Source organism: Limimaricola cinnabarinus (assembly GCF_047631075.1).
Taxonomy (GTDB): Bacteria; Pseudomonadota; Alphaproteobacteria; order Rhodobacterales; family Rhodobacteraceae; genus Limimaricola; species Limimaricola cinnabarinus.
Map to the genome: position 1 here is coordinate 1 of NZ_JBLHYX010000023.1, position 16,334 is coordinate 16,334.

The window sequence follows — 16,334 nt, forward strand, 5'->3', positions numbered from 1 at the left end:
CTACAACATCCCGCTGGCCGAGGTGGCCAACCCCGACGGTCTTCTGGCCGCCGACGGCAACGCCTACGCGCTGTCGCGCAGCTCGGGCAAGTTCAGCCTGAACCAGGCGGGGCAGGGCTCGGCCGGAACGCTGACCGCCGGGGCGCTGGAGAGCTCCAACGTCGAGGTGGCGCAGGAACTCACCGACCTGATCCGCACCCAGCGGGCCTATTCCTCGAACGCCAAGATCGTCACAACCGTCGACGAGATGCTCGACGAAACCATGCGACTGAAGCGATGACATCGCCGCGCGGGATAGCACGGGCGGCGCAGAGCGCGAATGACGACAGGCCGCCGGAGATCCGCGTCGAGCGGATCGGCATGGCGCGCCTGATCGAGGCGCTTTGCGAGGCGGCCGCGATCGACTGCCGGGAGGGCAGGCCGGCGCGCGCGCCTTCGTCCGATGCGGCGCGGTCGGTCCACGAGACAGACGTGGAAGAGCCGGTCGCGCCGCATCTTGTGCCTCGCAGTCGCGCGAAGGGCGGTTAGCGCCGCTTTGGCCGATATCGGCTGTCCTGCGGGCAAAGGCCCGCCGGGCGGTCGATCGGCATCGGATGAGCGAAGGTCCGGACACCAGGCGATCAGTCGTAATGTGCCCCGGCATGGACGTGCAGCTTCGGCGCGTTCTCGCGCACCTGCACTTCATGGGTTTCTCCATCGATGACCATCTCGACGATCACGAAACCGGGGAGCGTCCGCATCGTTTCGGCACCGGCCCGTGGCGTGAAGGCCAGCTCTCCGAAAAGGCCGGCGCACAGGGCGATGAAGAGTGTGAGGGCAATGGGGCGGACACGTTTGATGGTCATGACTATATCTCCTTTTGACGGGACGCGGCCCTAGTTTGATCTCGGGTTTCCAAACTTCGGTGAATAATTCTTGGGGCAGGAATGTGGCCGACTATCTGGACGTGACGTTCCGCTGGGCCCGAACGCGGCGTTACGAGCGAAATCGACGTTTCCGACACGCTATCCGAAGACAATTTCGAAGGCCCGAAAGTTACGGCGGACCGACCGTTTCGCCCGGGAGTCATCCTGAAGGCCCGAACGAAGGTCGCGATGCTCGCGACATGCCTCCCATGGCGAATGCTGCCGGTAAGACAGGGCATCGCGCCTTTGCACTGGACGCCCGCCCCCTTGGGGCCGTTCACGCGGGGCGTGTCAGGGTCGTCGCGCTTTTGATCAGGTTGGCCGGTCCGGTCCGGTTGAAAAGTCCGGTTTCGCCCAAGTCACATCGGCCTCTCCGAAACATGATCGGTGACGCTTCGTAAATCTCCGTGATTTGCCAGATCGCTCTCACCACATAATATGATGGAAAGAAAAAGATTCGCCTGATGGGACGGTGACCGCGCGCTTGGGCTGCGCCAACCGACGAGAGAGTAGGCCGATGGATGTCTTTACCCGCTACGCCGAAAGCTATGCCAGTTCCCGTATAGAAGAGCTGACGTTGCAGGATTACCTGCTGCGATGTCGCGAGGATCCCTTGGTGCGCGCCACCGCCGCGGAGCGGATGATGCGCGCCATAGGCGAGCCGGAGCTGGTCGACACCAGTCACGACCAGAGGTTGGGGCGGATCTTTCTCAATCGCACCGTGAAGATCTACCGCGCCTTCGAAAGCCTTTACGGCAACGAGGAGGTGGTCGAGCGGATCGTCGGGTTCTTTCGCCACGCAAGTCAGGGCCTCGAGGAGCGCAAGCAGATCCTCTATCTGCTGGGCCCCGTGGGAGGCGGCAAATCGACCATCGCCGAAATTCTCAAGGCGCTGATGGAGAAGGAGCCGATCTACGTCCTCAAGGCGGGCGACCAGATCAGCCCGGTCTTCGAAAGCCCGCTGGGCCTGTTCGACCGCGAGCGGTTCGGCGATCTGCTGGAGGACAAGTACGACATTCCTCGCCGCCTGCTCACCGGGCTCATCAGCCCTTGGGCGGTCAAGCGGCTCGAAGAGTTCGGCGGCGATATCAGCCGGTTCTCCGTGGTGCGGATGCAGCCGTCACGGCTTCGGCAGATCGGCGTCACCAAGACCGAGCCGGGCGACGAGAACAACCAGGACGTCTCGGCGCTGGTCGGCAAGCTCGACATCCGCAAGCTCGAACACATGGGTCAGGACGACCCCGACGCCTACAGCTATTCGGGCGGGCTCAACCGGACCACGCAGGGGCTGTTGGAATTCGTCGAGATGTTCAAGGCGCCGATCAAGGTGCTGCATCCGCTGCTCACCGCGACGCAAGAAGGCAGCTATACCGGCACCGAGAACATCGGCGCGATGCCCTATCAGGGGCTGATCATCGCCCATTCGAACGAGGCCGAGTGGCGCCAGTTCAAGGGCAACCGCAACAACGAGGCCTTCCTCGACCGAATCTCGGTGGTGAAGATCCCTTATTGCCTGCGCGCCACCGAGGAGGCGCGGATCTACGACAAGCTCTTGCGCGAAAGCTCGCTGTCGAGCGCGCCCTGCGCCCCCGAAACCCTGCCGATCCTAGCGCGGTTCTCGGTGCTGACGCGGCTTCATGACCACGAGAACTCGACGCTTTATTCTAAGCTGCGCACCTATGATGGCGAGACGCTCAAGCACACCGATCCCAAGGCGCGCTCTTTGCAGGAATATCGCGATGCGGCGGGTGCAGACGAAGGCATGACCGGCGTGTCGACCCGCTTTGCCTTCAAGGTGCTGGCCGAGACCATCAATCACGACGTCGACGAGGTGGGCGCCGATCCGGTGCACCTGATGTATGTGCTCGAACAGGCGGTGCGGCGCGAGCAGTTCCCCGAGGAGACCGAGGCGCGCTATCTCGACTTCCTCAAGTCGGATCTGGCTCCGCGCTATGCCGAGTTCATCGGCGAGGAGATCCAGAAGGCCTATCTGGAGAGCTATTCCGATTACGGCCAGAACCTGTTCGACCGCTACATCGCCTATGCCGATGCCTGGATCGAGGATCAGGACTACAAGGACCCCGATACCGGGCAGATGTTCGACCGCGACGTGCTCGAGGCCGAGCTTGCCAAGATCGAAAAGCCCGCGGGCGTGTCGAACCCCAAGGACTTCCGCAACGAGGTGGTGAAGTTCGTGCTGCGGGCACGGGCCGAGAACGAGGGCCGCAACCCCGACTGGCGCGGCTACGAGAAGCTGCGTCGGGTGATCGAGAAGCGCATGTTCTCCCGTGTCGAGGACCTGCTTCCCGTGGTCAGCTTCGGAGCCAAGCGCGACAAGGACACGGATGCGAAACATGCCGAGTTCGTCGAGCGGATGGGCGAGCGGGGCTACACCCCGCGCCAGGTCAGGAGGCTTGTGGAGTGGTACATGCGGGTGAACAAATCGGGCTGAGGGGCGCAGGGTCATGACCCATTTCATCGACCGTCGCCTCAACCCCAAGGGTCGCAGCACCGGCAACCGCCGCCGCTTCATCGGCCGCATCAAGGCGCATGTGCGCGAGGCAGTGGACGCCAGCGTCCGCAAGCGCGGCATCACCGACATGGAGGCCGGCACGGAAGTGAGCGTGCCGCGTGACAGCCTCTCCGAGCCGTCGTTCCGCCACGCCTCCAAGGGGGGGCTGCGCGAGGGCGTGCTGCCCGGCAATCGCAACTTTCGGGCAGGCGACGAGATCGAGCGTCCGCCGCCGGGCGGTGGCGGCGCGGGTCGCAAGGGTGCGCCCGATGGCGAGGGCGAGGATGACTTCGTCTTCGCGCTGTCGCGGGACGAGTTTCTCGACATCTTCTTCGAAGATCTCGAACTGCCCGACCTGATCAAGCGCAGCCTCGCGGGAAGCTCGGTCGCGCGGCCGCGCCGGGCGGGGCTCTCGGTCACGGGCTCGCCCGCCAACCTCAATGTCGGGCGTACCATGCGCCGCGCCATGGGCCGCCGCATCGCGCTGCGCCGCCCCTCGGACGCAAAGCTCGACGACATGCGCGAGCGGCTCTTCGCGCTCGAGGCGGTGTTCGAGCCCGACGCCGCCCAGCGCGCCGAGATGGTCCGCCTGCAAGGAGAGATCGAGGCCGCCACTGCGCATCGGCGCCGCGTGCCCTATCTCGATCCGCTCGATCTGCGCTACAGCCATTTCGAGCCGCAGCCAGAGCCGCGCGCGCAAGCGGTCATGTTCTGCCTGATGGACGTCTCGGCCTCGATGGGGGCGCGCGAAAAGGACCTCGCCAAGCGGTTCTTCGTGCTGCTGCACCTGTTTCTCACGCGGCGCTATGATACGGTGGACCTCGTTTTCATCCGCCACACGCATCTCGCCTCCGAGGTCGACGAACAGACCTTCTTTCACTCGCGCGAAAGCGGTGGCACCATGGTCTCGACCGCCTTGGCCGAGATGCACCGCGTGCAGTCCGAGCGCTACCCGGCGTCGGAATGGAACATCTACGCGGCCCAGGCTTCGGATGGCGACAACTACCAGGGCGATAGCCGCGACTGCCAGATCTGGCTCGAGAGCGAGCTTCTGAAGATCTGCCAGCACTTCGCCTATGTGGAGATCATCGGTGAGGCCGAGGCGCGGATTTTGCGCGACGCGGCGCGCGGCACCGAGCTGTGGATGGCCTACCGCGAGGTGGCCGAGCGCTGGCCCAATTTCGCGATGCGGCGCGTGGCGGGGGCGGGCGACATCTACCCGGTGTTCCGCGATCTCTTTGCCCGTCGATCGGAGGCCGCCCATGGCTGAGTTGCTGTTCGACGGACCCGACTGGAATTTCGACACGCTGCGGCGCACCACCGAGGCGATCGAAAAGGTCGCGCGCGAGGATCTCGGCCTCGATACCTATCCCAACCAGATCGAGATCATCTCGACCGAGCAGATGCTCGACGCCTATTCTTCGACCGGCATGCCGCTGATGTATCGCCATTGGTCCTTCGGCAAGCAGTTCATCCACCACGAGCGGCTCTATTCCAAGGGCGTGCAGGGGTTGGCCTACGAGATCGTCATCAACTCCGATCCCTGCATCTGCTACTGCCTCGAAGAGAACACCATGCCGATGCAGGCGCTGGTGATCGCCCACGCCGCCTTCGGCCACAACCACTTCTTCAAGTCGAACCATTTGTTCCGGCAATGGACCGACCCGCGCGGCATCCTCGATTATCTCGACTATGCCCGCAATTTCCTCGGCCAATGCGAGGAGCGCCACGGGCCGGCACAGGTCGAGCGCACGCTCGATGCGGCGCATGCGCTGATGAGCGCGTCCGTCTTTCGGCACCGCCGCCCGGCGCAGCCCTCGCTGCGCGCCGAGGCCCAGCGCGCCGAAAAGCGGATCGAGGATGACGAGCGCGCGGCGCATTATCTCTGGAGCCGGATCGAGGCCGAGCATCGGTCGCAGGATCACGAGGGCGAAGCCACGGCCCGCCGCCATGCGCTGGGCCTGCCGGAGGAGAACCTGATCTATTTCCTCGAACGTCACAGCCCGGTGCTCGACCCGTGGCAGCGGCAGGTGCTGCGCATCGTGCGCAACATCGCGCAGTATTTCTATCCGCAGCGCCAGACGCAGGTGATGAACGAGGGCTGCGCCTGCTTCGTGCATTTCCACATCCTCAACCGCCTGCACGAACAGGGCCGGATCAGCGACGGCGCGATGCTCGAGATCCTGCACAGCCATTCGGGCGTGCTGTTCCAGCCCGGCTACGACCATCCGGGCTATTCGGGCATCAACCCCTATGCGCTGGGTTTCGCGATGATGCGCGACGTGCAGCGGATCTGCGAGGCTCCCACGCAGGAGGACCGCGACTGGTTTCCCGCCATCGCGGGATCGCGCGACTGGCGCGGCGTGCTCAAGGACGCTTGGGCCAACTACCGCGACGAAAGCTTCATCCAGCAATTCCTGAGCCCCAAGGTGATGCGCGACCTGCGGCTGTTCGGCCTGCGCGACGCCGAGACCGAGGAGACCATGAGGGTCACCGCGATCCATGACGAGGGGGGCTATCACGCGGTGCGCGACACGCTGGCGCGCAGCTACGACCTGTCGAGCCGCGCGCCGGACATCGAGGTGCTCGACGCCGATCTCGCGGGCGACCGGATCCTGCGGCTGCGCCACACGCTGCGCAACGAGGTGCCGCTCGAGCCGCGCGAACGCGAGGCGACGCTGGTCTGCCTGCGCGACCTGTGGGGTTACGAGGTCGAGATCGAGGAGGCGCCGGGCTGAAATCGGCAGAAGTTTCAAGCACAGATATTTTAAGCTTGAAATGAATCGGGGTGCGTCCTAGCCTCTCTCTGACAGTTCGGGGAGGGGCCATGAGGATCGCGTGCATCGGTGGAGGGCCGGCGGGGCTCTATTTCGCCATATCGGCCAAGCTGCGCGATCCCTCGCACGAGATCGTGGTGATCGAGCGCAACCGCGCCGACGACACCTTCGGCTGGGGCGTCGTGCTGTCTGACGAGACGCTGGGCAATCTCTCGGCCAACGATCCGGTCTCGGCCGCAACGATCCGTGATCACTTTGCCTATTGGGACGATGTGGCGGTGGTGAAGGACGGTGCGCGCGCCGTCTCGACCGGCCATGGTTTCTGCGGCATCGGGCGCAAGCGGCTGTTGCTGATCCTGCAGGAGCGGGCGCGCGAGCTGGGCATCGAGCTGCGGTTCGAGACCGAGGTGGGGGCGGTGTCCGGCTATGCCACCAGCCATGATCTCGTGGTCGCCGCCGACGGTCTGAACTCCCGCACCCGCACCGAGTTCGAGGAGGTGTTCCGTCCCGAGATCGACCGCCGTCGCTGCCATTTCACCTGGCTCGGCACGACCCGGACCTTCGCCGATGCCTTCACCTTCATCTTCGAGAAGACCCGTCACGGCTGGGTCTGGGCGCATGCCTACCAGTTCGAGCCGGGCACCGCGACCTTCATCGTCGAATGCGCGCCCGAGACCTTCCGCGCCTGGGGCTTCGACGAAATGAGCCAGGACGACTCCATCGCCACCTGTGAGGAGATCTTCCGCGATCACTTGGGCGGCCATCCCCTGATGACGAACGCGCGCCATATCCGCGGCTCGGCCTGGATCAACTTCCCCCGCGTGCTATGCGAGCGCTGGTACACAGGCAACATCGTGCTCTTGGGCGACGCCGCCGCGACCGCGCATTTTTCGATCGGCAGCGGTACCAAGCTCGCGCTTGAATCCGCGATCGCTCTGGCCGAGGAGCTCACCTCCAAGCCCGATCTCACCGCCGCCTTCGAGAGCTACGAAGAGGCGCGCCGGGTCGAGGTGCTGCGGCTGCAATCGGCGGCGCGCAACTCGATGGAATGGTTCGAGGAGGTGGGGCGCTACCTCGATCTCGATCCGGTGCAGTTCAACTACTCGCTGCTGACCCGCAGCCAGCGGATCAGCCACGAGAACCTGCGCCTGCGCGATCCAGAATGGCTCGAGGGCGCGGAGCGCTGGTTCCAGAGCCATGCCGGGGTGCCACAGGATGCGCCCGTGCGCGCGCCGATGTTCGCGCCCTATGCGTTGCGCGGCATGGAGCTGAAGAACCGCGTCGTCGTTTCACCGATGGCCCAGTACAAGGCCAAGGATGGCTGCCCGACCGACTGGCACCTCGTGCATCTGGGCGAGCGGGCCAAAGGCGGCGCGGGGCTGGTCTATACCGAGATGACCTGCGTGAGCGCGCGGGGGCGCATCACGCCGGGCTGTCCGGGGCTCTATGCGTCCGAGCATGAGTCGGCGTGGAGGCGCATCACGGATTTCGTTCATGTCGAAACCGACGCGAAAATCTGCTGTCAGATCGGCCATTCGGGCCGCAAGGGCTCGACCCAGCTCGGCTGGGAGGAGATGGACGCGCCCTTGAAGGACGACAATTGGGAGACCATTTCTGCCAGCCCGATCCCGTGGTCGGAGCCCAACCCCGCGCCGCGCGAAATGACCCGCGTGGACATGGGGGAGGTGACGGCGCAGTTCGTGGCGGCCACGCAGATGGCCGAGCGCGCGGGCTTCGACATGATCGAGCTGCACGCGGCGCACGGCTACCTCGTCTCGTCCTTCATCTCGCCCGTCTCGAACAGGCGCGGCGACGACTACGGCGGCAGCCTCGAGAACCGCATGCGCTGGCCGCTTGAGGTGTTCCGCGCGATGCGCGCGGCATGGCCCGAGAACAAGCCGATGTCGGTGCGCATCTCGGCCAATGACTGGGTCGGCGCGCATGGCGTTACGCCCGACGAGGCGGTCGAGATCGCGCGCGCCTTCTCTGAGGCCGGAGCCGACCTGATCGACGTCTCGGCCGGACAGACCAGCATCGAAGCGAAGCCCGTCTATGGCCGCATGTTCCAGGCGCCGTTTTCCGACCGCATCCGCAACGATGCTGGGATCGCGACCATGGCGGTCGGCAACATCTACGAGGCCGACCATGTGAACTCGATCCTGATGGCGGGACGCGCCGATCTGGTGGCCATCGCGCGGCCGCACCTGGCCGATCCCTACTGGACGCTGCACGCCGCGACCGCGATCGGCGATCGCCACGAGGCATGGCCCGATCCCTACCTGCCGGGCCGCGATCAGGCGTGGCGCCTCGCCGACAAGGCCGAGCAGATGGTGGAAAAGGTATGATGCAGCTTGCGGGACATCACGCGCTGGTCACCGGCGGCGGCACCGGGGTGGGGCGCGCCATCGCGCTGGCATTGGCCGCGCAGGGCGCGCGCGTCACGATCACCGGACGGCGCGAGGCGCCGCTCCGCGAGACCGCCGGGGGGCAGGCGGAGATGGGGTGGATCACGGGGGATGTCACGCAAGCGGCCGACATGAGCCGCGTCGTGGCGCAAGCGGCACGAGACCGCGGCCCTGTGACCATCGCCATCGCCAATGCCGGCACCGCCGAGAGCAAGCCGTTTGCCAAGACCACGGCGCAGGACCTCGACGCGATGCTGGCCGTCAACCTGCATGGCGTGTTCAACCTGTGGCAGGCGGCGCTACCGGGCATGCGCGAGGCGGGGCGCGGACGGCTCATCGTCATCGCCTCGACCGCCGGGCTCAAGGGCTATCCTTACGTCTCCGGCTATGTCGCGGCCAAGCATGCGGTGGTCGGGCTGACCCGCTCGCTGGCGCTGGAGCTGGCCCGCACGCCGATCACCGTCAACGCGATCTGTCCCGGCTTTGCCGAGACGCCGATGCTCGAAGAGAGCATCGACAATATTGTCGCCAAGACCGGGCGGAGCCGCGAAGAGGCCGCCAAGTCGCTGGCCTCGGGCAACCCGCAAGGCCGCTTCGTACAGCCCGACGAGGTGGCCGACGCGGTGCTGTGGCTCGCGGGCGACGGCGCGAGCGCGGTGACGGGTCAGGCGATTTCGGTATCCGGGGGCGAGACATGAACGTGGATGTGCAGGCGAAGATGGGCAAGACGCGGCTCAGGCTCTGGCTCAAGCTGTTGAAGACCTCGAACTCGGTCGAGACGGCGCTGCGCGACCGGCTGCGCACCGAGTTCAACACCACCCTGCCGCGCTTCGACGTGATGGCGGCGCTGGCGCGCAGCCCCGAAGCTCTCAAGATGTCCGAGCTGTCGCGGCGGCTGCGCGTGTCGAACGGCAACGTCACCGGCATCGTCGACCGGCTCGAGGCCGAGGGCCATGCCGAGCGCCACGCGGTTGCGGGCGACCGCCGCGCCATGGAGGTGCGGCTGACCGGCAAGGGGCGCGCGCATTTCAATACGCTGGCTGTGGCGCACGAGGCTTGGGTCAACGAACTCATGGGCGCGATCACCGAGGCTGAGGCCATGCGCATCATGGAGGACCTCGACAGCGTGGCCCGCGATCTGGAGGGGAAGCGATGAGCGCGCATTTCAAGCTGGAGCGCGACGGTGCGGTCGCCGTGGTGCGGCTCGACCGGCCCGAGCGCAAGAACCCCTTCACCTTCCAAAGCTACGCCGCGCTGCGCGACTGGTTTCGCGATCTCGTGGGGGACGAGGAGATCCACGCTGTCGTCATCGCCCCGAACGGCGGCAACTTCAGCTCCGGCGGCGATGTCGAGGACATCATCGGCCCGCTCACCGAGCTCGACATGAAGGGGCTTTTGGGCTTCACCCGCATGACCGGCGATCTGGTCAAGGCGATGCTGACCTGCGGCAAACCGATCATTGCCGCCGTGGATGGCGTCGCGGTCGGCGCGGGCGCGATTCTCGCTATGGCGTCCGACATCAGGCTCGCCACGCCGGAGGCGAAGACGGCGTTCCTGTTCAACCGCGTCGGGCTGGCCGGTTGCGACATGGGAGCCTGCGCGATGCTGCCCCGGATCATCGGGCAAGGGCGCGCGGCGGAGCTGCTCTACACCGGCCGGGTGATGAGCGCCGAAGAGGGCGCCGCTTGGGGCTTCTACAACCGTCTCGTCGGCGGCCACGAGTTGGAGGCCGAGGCGCTCAAGCTGGCGGGGCGCATCGCGGCGGGTCCGCGCTTTGCCAACATGATGACCAAGACGATGCTCCTGCAGGAGTGGGACATGGGGCTCGAGCGCGCGATCGAGGCCGAGGCACAGGCGCAGGCGATCTGCATGCAGACCGAGGACTTCCGCCGCGCCTACCGCGCCTTCATGGCCCGCGCAAAACCCGTCTTCGAAGGGGACTGACATGGCGGACAGGAGCTTTCTCGACTGGCCCTTCTTCGAGGAGCGGCACCGCGAGCTGTCAGAGGCGCTGGAGCACTGGGCCGGGCGACGGCTCTCAAGCATCGACCACGCCGACACAGACGCGGCCTGCCGCGATCTGGTGGCGCGGCTCGGGCAGGGCGGCTGGCTGGAGCACGCGGCCTCCGAGGACGGCAAGCTCGACGTGCGCAGCCTGTGCCTGATCCGCGAGACGCTGGCGCGGCATGGCGGCCTCGCCGATTTCGCCTTCGCGATGCAGGGGCTGGGATCGGGCGCGATCACGTTCTTCGGCTCGGACGCGCAAAAGGCGGAATGGCTGCCGAAGGTGCGCTCGGGCCGCGCGATTTCGGCCTTCGCGCTGACCGAGCCGCAATCGGGATCGGACGTCGCCAACCTCTCCATGACGGCGCGGCGCGACGGCGACGGCTGGGTGCTCAACGGCGAGAAGACCTGGATCTCGAATGGTGGCATCGCCGATTTCTATGTCGTCTTTGCCCGCACCGGCGAGGGGCCGGGCGCCAAGGGTCTTTCGGCCTTCGTCGTGCCTGCCGACACGCCGGGGCTGCGGGTGGCCGAGCGGCTGGAAACCATGGCGCCACACCCGCTGGCGCGGCTGGCTTTCGAGGGGGCTCGACTACCTGCCGATGCAATCACCGGCGCGCCGGGAGAGGGCTTTCGCATCGCGATGTCGGTTCTCGACGTGTTTCGTTCGACCGTGGCGGCGGCGGCGCTCGGCTTCGCCCGTCGGGCGATGGATGCGAGCCTCGATCGGGCGTCCTCTCGCGAGCTGTTCGGCGCGCCGTTGTTCGAAATGCAGATGGTGCAGGGGCACATCGCCGAGATGGCGCTCGACATCGACGCGGCGGCGCTGCTGACCTACCGCGCCGCCTGGACCAAGGACAGCGGTGCGCCGCGCGTCAGCCGCGAGGCGGCGATGGCCAAGCTGTTCTCGACCGACCAGGCGCAGAAGATCATCGACGCGGCGGTGCAGATCCATGGCGGCGAAGGCGTGCGCGCAGGCTCGGTGCCAGAGACGCTTTACCGTGAGATCCGCGCGCTCAGGATCTACGAGGGCGCGAGCGACGTGCAGAAGATCATCATCGCCCGCGCGGCCATGGCCGCGCACGGGAGCTAGCAGGGCAAGGGACCGCGCTGCCGGTGAAGGGGAGAGCCCCGGCGGCGCGGCTCAGGGGAGGAGAGGAAGATGCTGGGACCGACCGCGCATGAGGACAGCTTCTCGCGCGACAACCTGCCGCCATTCGATCAGTGGCCCGAGCTTCTGCTCGACGGCTTCGACTACCCCGAACGGCTCAATGCCGGGGTCGAGCTGTGCGACCGGCTGGTCGCGCAGGGCTTCGGGGATCACACCGCGCTGATCGGCAATGGCCGCCGCCGCAGCTACAAGGAGCTGATGGACTGGACCAACCGCATCGCGCGGGTGCTGGTCGAGGATTACGGCGTGAAGCCCGGCAACCGGGTGCTGATCCGCTCGGCCAACAACCCGGCGATGGTGGCCTGCTGGCTCGCGGCGACCAAGGCGGGGGCGGTGGTGGTCAACACCATGCCGATGCTGCGCGCGGGCGAATTATGCAAGATCGTCGACAAGGCCGAGGTGGGCCTCGCGCTGTGCGACACGCGGCTGATGGACGAGATGGTCGCCTGCGCCAAGCAAAGCCCGCATCTGGCCAATGTGGTGGGCTTCGACGGCACCGCCAACCACGACGCCGAGCTGGACCGCGCCGCGCTCGACAAGCCAGTGACGTTTCACGCCGTGGAAACGGGGCGCGATGACGTGGCGCTGTTGGGCTTCACCTCCGGCTCGACCGGCGTGCCGAAGGCGACGATGCATTTTCACCGCGACCTGCTGATCATCGCGGACGGCTATGCAAAGGAAGTTCTGGGCGTCACGCCGGACGACGTCTTCGTCGGCTCGCCGCCGCTGGCTTTCACCTTCGGGCTCGGCGGCCTCGCGGTCTTCCCGCTGCGCTTCGGAGCGGCGGCGACGCTGCTGGAGACGGCCTCGCCGCCCAACATGATCGAGATCATCGAGAAGTATAAGGCGACCGTCTGCTTCACCGCGCCGACCGCCTACCGCGCCATGCTGCGCGCGATGGACGAAGGCGCGGATCTGTCGAGCCTGCGCTGCGCCGTTTCGGCGGGCGAAACGCTGCCCGCGCCAGTCTATCGTGAATGGATGGAAAAGACCGGCAAGCCGATGCTCGATGGCATCGGCGCGACCGAGCTTCTGCACATATTCGTCACCAACCGCCTCGACGACAGCTATCCGGGCTGCACCGGGCGGCCGGTCACCGGCTATGTCGCCAAGGTGGTCGATGACGAGATGAACGAAGTGCCGCGCGGCACGGTCGGCCAACTCGCGGTAAAGGGCCCCACCGGCTGCCGCTATCTCGGCGACGAGCGTCAGCGCGACTATGTCCGCGACGGCTGGAACCTCACGGGCGACGCCTTCGTGCAGGACGAAGAGGGCCGCTTCCACTTTGCCGCGCGCTCGGACGACATCATTCTCTCGGCGGGCTACAACATCGCCGCACCCGAGGTCGAGGCGGCGCTGCTGTCGCACGAGGCGGTGGCCGAATGCGCCGTGGTGGGCCATTCCGACCCGGATCGCGGGCAGGTGGTGCAGGCGCATGTGGTGCTGGCCGAGGGGATCGAGCGTTCGGATCTCACGACCAAGCTGCTGCAGGACCACGTGAAGGCGCAGATCGCGCCCTACAAGTATCCCCGCTCCGTCATTTTCTGCGACGGGTTGCCCAAGACCGAAAGCGGCAAGATCCAGCGCTTTCGCCTGCGCGAGGAGGCCAAGTGACCGACGATCCCGTCATGCGGTTCGAGGGCAGGATGTCCTACACCGACTATCTCGGCCTCGACGCCGTGCTCACCGCGCAGCACCCGCGCACGGAGGAGCATGACGAGATGCTGTTCATCGTGCAGCATCAGGTGACCGAGCTGTGGATGCGCCTCGCGCTGCACGAGTTGGACGCGGCGCGCGAGGCCATCGCCGCCGACCGGCTGCGCCCGGCCTTCAAGATGCTGACCCGCGTGGCGCGGATCTTCGAGCAGATGAACGCGGCATGGGACGTGCTCAGGACCATGACGCCGAGCGAATACACGCGTTACCGCGACGCGCTGGGGCAGTCCTCGGGCTTTCAGTCGTGGCAGTACCGGTTGATCGAGTTCACCGTGGGCAACCGTAACGAGAAGATGATCGGCCCGCACGAGCATCGTCCCGACATCGTGGAGCGGCTGCGCGCCGAGCTGGCCCGCCCAAGCCTTTACGACACCGCCATCGGCTGTCTGGCGCGCGCAGGCTTCGACGTGCCCGAGGCCGCGACCCATCCCAACGACCGTATCATGGCGGCTTGGACGGAGGTGTACCGCGATCCCGAGACCCATTGGCCGCTTTACGAATTGGCCGAGAAACTAGTGGATTTCGAGGACTACTTCCGCCGTTGGCGCTTCAACCACCTCACGACGGTGGAACGGGTGATCGGCTTCAAGCGCGGGACGGGGGGCACGGGCGGCGTCAGCTACCTCAAGCGGATGCTCGAAATCGAACTCTTTCCAGAGCTTTGGCACTTGCGTACCAATCTATGACCGGCTCCAAGACCGGCATTCACAGGGAGACGAGAATGACCAGATACCTGACGACGACCGCGCTGGCACTGTCGATGATCGGCACCGCGGCCATGGCCGAGCCGGTGAAGGTCGGCATGATCACCACGCTGTCGGGCGGCGGCGCCAGCCTCGGCATCGACACCCGCGATGGCTTCATGCTCGCGGTCGAGGAGGCGGGCAATCCGGAGCTTGAGGTCGTGATCGAGGACGACCAGCAAAAGCCCGAGGTCGCGGTGCAGCTGTCGGACAAGATGATCCAGTCCGAGAACGTCGACGTGCTGACCGGCATCGTCTGGTCGAACCTTGCCATGGCGGTGGTGCCGGGGGCGACACGGCAGGGCAAGTTCTACCTCTCCACCAACGCAGCGCCTTCGCAACTCGCCGGCAAGGGCTGTCACGAGAATTACTTCTCGGTCTCCTATCAGAACGACAATCTGCACGAGGCGGCGGGGCAATACGCCACTGACGAAGGCTATGCCCGCACCTTCATCATGGCGCCGAATTACCCCGCCGGCCAGGACAGCCTCTCTGGTTTCAAGCGCTTCTACGAGGGCGAGGTCGCGAGCGAGGTCTATACCCAGCTCGGCCAGACGGATTATGCCGCCGAGATCGCCCAGATCCGCGACAGCGGCGCCGATGCGCTGTTTTTCTTTCTGCCCGGCGGCATGGGCATCTCTTTCATGAAGCAGTGGGCCGAGGCGGGCATCGACATGCCGGTCGTGGGTCCGGCCTTCTCCTTCAGTCAGGATATCCTGCCCGCCATCGGCGAAGCGGCGGTCGGCGTGAAGAACACCGCGCAATGGTCGCCGGATCTCGACAACGAAACGAACAAGGCCTTCGTCGCGGGCTTCGAGGAGAAATACGACCGCCTGCCCTCGCTCTATGCGGCGCAGGGCTATGACACGGCGCGGCTGCTGCTCTCGGCGATGGAGACAGCCGACGTCTCGGACGCCGACGTCTTCCGCGAGGCGATCCGCGCCGCCGAGTTCGACAGCGTACGCGGCGACTTCGCCTTCGGGCCGAACCAGCACCCGGTGCAGGACATCTACGTGCGCGAGGTGATCTCCGAGGACGGCACGCTAACCAACAGGATCGTCGCCACGGCGATGGAAGACCGCGGCGACGCTTATGCCGAAGAGTGCAGCATGTAAGACCCTTCGCGGCGGGGCGCCACGGCCCGCCGCACCCCTGACGAAAGCGAGCCGATGTCGATGTTATTGCTGATAGAGCAGCTGCTGAACGGGCTTCAGTCCGGGCTGATGCTGTTCCTGATGGCCGCCGGGCTGACGCTGGTCTTCGGCGTGATGGGGCTCATCAACCTCGCGCATGGCTCGCTCTACATGGTCGGCGCCTTCGCCTGCGCGGGTGTCGCCGCCGCGACCGGCTCATTCTGGCTCGGCCTCGCGGCCTCGATCGCGGCGGCGGCGGCGGCGGGCGCGATCGTCGAGGTGGCGGTGATCCGCAGGCTCTATGCGCGCGACCATCTCGACCAGGTCCTCGCCACCTTCGCGCTGATCCTGATCTTCTCCGAAGGCACGCGCTGGCTCTACGGCTCCTTCCCGCTCTATCTCAACGTGCCGCCCTCGCTTTCGGGCAGTGTCATCCTGCCGGGCGGCATCCAGTATTCGCTGTTCCGCCTCGCCATCATCGGCGTAGGGCTTCTCGTGGCCGTGGGACTGTTCCTGCTGATCGGCAAGACGCGGATCGGGGTGCAGGTCCGCGCGGGCGAGGCCGACCGCGAGATGATCGCGGCCCTGGGCGTCGATATCGGCCGTCTCTACACGCTGGTCTTTGCGCTCGGCGCGGCGCTGGCAGGCATGGCGGGTGCGCTGGTGGGCACGATCCAGTCGGTGCAGGTCGGCATGGGCGAGCCGGTGCTGATCCTCGCCTTCGTGGTGATCGTCATCGGCGGCATCGGCTCGATCAAGGGCGCTTTGACCGGCGCGCTTCTGGTCGGGCTTACCGATACGATGGGGCGGGTGCTGCTGCCGTCGGTTTTCGACCTGTTCATGGAGACATCCGCCGCCACCAGCATGGGTGCTGCGCTGGCCTCGATGGCGATCTACATCCTCATGGCACTGGTGCTGCTCGTGAAGCCCGGCGGATTGTTCGGAGCGCGGGCATGAGTGCCGCTGAG

15 protein-coding genes are annotated in these 16,334 nt (G+C 66.3%); 14 read left to right on the forward strand and 1 reads right to left on the reverse strand.

Translation table 11 applies throughout. The features are described from left to right. Both ACJASC_RS15200 and ACJASC_RS15205 read left to right on the forward strand, forming a co-directional pair. Nucleotides 1-280, forward strand: a 280-nt coding sequence (locus tag ACJASC_RS15200; protein ID WP_415146746.1) for a flagellar hook-basal body complex protein, incomplete at its 5' end; no start/stop codon positions are given. Then, a complete protein-coding gene (locus ACJASC_RS15205; RefSeq protein WP_415146747.1) occupies nt 277-528 on the forward strand; it encodes a hypothetical protein in 252 nt (83 codons plus the stop codon). The genes ACJASC_RS15200 and ACJASC_RS15205, both read left to right, overlap by 4 nt. Before the next feature lie 92 nt (nt 529-620). Here the strand turns inward: ACJASC_RS15205 and ACJASC_RS15210 are convergent, their stop codons facing one another. Beyond that, nucleotides 621-845, reverse strand: a complete 225-nt coding sequence (locus ACJASC_RS15210; RefSeq protein WP_021694063.1) for a hypothetical protein — start codon at nt 843-845, stop codon at nt 621-623. A gap of 577 nt (nt 846-1,422) precedes the next feature. Here ACJASC_RS15210 and ACJASC_RS15215 point away from each other — a divergent pair. From ACJASC_RS15215 to ACJASC_RS15270, 12 genes are all read left to right on the forward strand, one after another. Continuing rightward, the gene (locus ACJASC_RS15215) at nt 1,423-3,357 is read left to right on the forward strand and encodes a PrkA family serine protein kinase (protein WP_415146748.1); all 1,935 of its coding nucleotides are present in this window, start codon (nt 1,423-1,425) and stop codon (nt 3,355-3,357) included. A 13-nt stretch (nt 3,358-3,370) separates the two neighbouring features. Continuing rightward, nucleotides 3,371-4,687, forward strand: coding sequence for a YeaH/YhbH family protein (locus tag ACJASC_RS15220; RefSeq protein ID WP_415146749.1), 1,317 nt, complete (start codon nt 3,371-3,373; stop codon nt 4,685-4,687). After that, a complete protein-coding gene (locus ACJASC_RS15225; RefSeq protein WP_415146750.1) occupies nt 4,680-6,155 on the forward strand; it encodes a SpoVR family protein in 1,476 nt (491 codons plus the stop codon). The genes ACJASC_RS15220 and ACJASC_RS15225 overlap by 8 nt, the downstream gene beginning before the upstream one ends. An 89-nt stretch (nt 6,156-6,244) precedes the next feature. Next, nucleotides 6,245-8,539: a bifunctional salicylyl-CoA 5-hydroxylase/oxidoreductase gene (locus tag ACJASC_RS15230; protein ID WP_415146751.1), complete on the forward strand. Its 2,295-nt coding sequence runs from the start codon at nt 6,245-6,247 to the stop codon at nt 8,537-8,539. Further along, nucleotides 8,539-9,297, forward strand: coding sequence for an SDR family NAD(P)-dependent oxidoreductase (locus ACJASC_RS15235; protein WP_415146752.1), 759 nt, complete (start codon nt 8,539-8,541; stop codon nt 9,295-9,297). Before ACJASC_RS15230 ends, ACJASC_RS15235 begins: the two co-directional genes overlap by 1 nt. Then, a complete protein-coding gene (locus tag ACJASC_RS15240) occupies nt 9,294-9,755 on the forward strand; it encodes a MarR family winged helix-turn-helix transcriptional regulator (protein WP_415146753.1) in 462 nt (153 codons plus the stop codon). Before ACJASC_RS15235 ends, ACJASC_RS15240 begins: the two co-directional genes overlap by 4 nt. Continuing rightward, nucleotides 9,752-10,543, forward strand: a complete 792-nt coding sequence (locus ACJASC_RS15245; protein WP_415146754.1) for an enoyl-CoA hydratase family protein — start codon at nt 9,752-9,754, stop codon at nt 10,541-10,543. The genes ACJASC_RS15240 and ACJASC_RS15245 overlap by 4 nt, the downstream gene beginning before the upstream one ends. Nucleotide 10,544: 1 nt before the next feature. Next, complete coding sequence (locus tag ACJASC_RS15250) at nt 10,545-11,696, forward strand: acyl-CoA dehydrogenase family protein (protein WP_415146755.1); 1,152 nt, start codon at nt 10,545-10,547, stop codon at nt 11,694-11,696. A 69-nt stretch (nt 11,697-11,765) separates the two neighbouring features. After that, nucleotides 11,766-13,388 (forward strand): AMP-binding protein, encoded by a 1,623-nt coding sequence (locus tag ACJASC_RS15255; protein ID WP_415146756.1) that lies wholly within the window; start codon nt 11,766-11,768, stop codon nt 13,386-13,388. A gap of 14 nt (nt 13,389-13,402) precedes the next feature. Next, nucleotides 13,403-14,176 carry a tryptophan 2,3-dioxygenase gene (gene kynA / locus ACJASC_RS15260; protein WP_415146782.1) on the forward strand — a complete coding sequence of 258 codons (774 nt, stop codon included), beginning with the start codon at nt 13,403-13,405 and terminating at the stop codon, nt 14,174-14,176. 35 nt (nt 14,177-14,211) lie between these two features. Further along, nucleotides 14,212-15,348, forward strand: coding sequence for an ABC transporter substrate-binding protein (locus tag ACJASC_RS15265; RefSeq protein WP_415146757.1), 1,137 nt, complete (start codon nt 14,212-14,214; stop codon nt 15,346-15,348). Nucleotides 15,349-15,402: 54 nt separating this feature from the next. Beyond that, the gene (locus ACJASC_RS15270) at nt 15,403-16,323 is read left to right on the forward strand and encodes a branched-chain amino acid ABC transporter permease (RefSeq protein WP_415146758.1); all 921 of its coding nucleotides are present in this window, start codon (nt 15,403-15,405) and stop codon (nt 16,321-16,323) included. Nucleotides 16,324-16,334: the final 11 nt, after the last annotated feature.

Excerpts from the sequence above, each read along its gene's own strand:
- ACJASC_RS15205 (WP_415146747.1), top strand. The coding sequence starts at position 277 with ATGACATCGCCGCGCGGGATAGCACGGGCGGCGCAGAGCGCGAATGAC.
- ACJASC_RS15245 (WP_415146754.1), top strand. The coding sequence starts at position 9,752 with ATGAGCGCGCATTTCAAGCTGGAGCGCGACGGTGCGGTCGCCGTGGTG.
- ACJASC_RS15265 (WP_415146757.1), top strand. The coding sequence starts at position 14,212 with ATGACCAGATACCTGACGACGACCGCGCTGGCACTGTCGATGATCGGC.
- kynA (WP_415146782.1), top strand. The coding sequence starts at position 13,403 with ATGCGGTTCGAGGGCAGGATGTCCTACACCGACTATCTCGGCCTCGAC.
- ACJASC_RS15250 (WP_415146755.1), top strand. The coding sequence starts at position 10,545 with ATGGCGGACAGGAGCTTTCTCGACTGGCCCTTCTTCGAGGAGCGGCAC.
- ACJASC_RS15215 (WP_415146748.1), top strand. The coding sequence starts at position 1,423 with ATGGATGTCTTTACCCGCTACGCCGAAAGCTATGCCAGTTCCCGTATA.
- ACJASC_RS15255 (WP_415146756.1), top strand. The coding sequence starts at position 11,766 with ATGCTGGGACCGACCGCGCATGAGGACAGCTTCTCGCGCGACAACCTG.
- ACJASC_RS15270 (WP_415146758.1), top strand. The coding sequence starts at position 15,403 with ATGTCGATGTTATTGCTGATAGAGCAGCTGCTGAACGGGCTTCAGTCC.
- ACJASC_RS15225 (WP_415146750.1), top strand. The coding sequence starts at position 4,680 with ATGGCTGAGTTGCTGTTCGACGGACCCGACTGGAATTTCGACACGCTG.
- ACJASC_RS15240 (WP_415146753.1), top strand. The coding sequence starts at position 9,294 with ATGAACGTGGATGTGCAGGCGAAGATGGGCAAGACGCGGCTCAGGCTC.
- ACJASC_RS15210 (WP_021694063.1), bottom strand. The coding sequence starts at position 845 with ATGACCATCAAACGTGTCCGCCCCATTGCCCTCACACTCTTCATCGCC.
- ACJASC_RS15235 (WP_415146752.1), top strand. The coding sequence starts at position 8,539 with ATGCAGCTTGCGGGACATCACGCGCTGGTCACCGGCGGCGGCACCGGG.
- ACJASC_RS15230 (WP_415146751.1), top strand. The coding sequence starts at position 6,245 with ATGAGGATCGCGTGCATCGGTGGAGGGCCGGCGGGGCTCTATTTCGCC.
- ACJASC_RS15220 (WP_415146749.1), top strand. The coding sequence starts at position 3,371 with ATGACCCATTTCATCGACCGTCGCCTCAACCCCAAGGGTCGCAGCACC.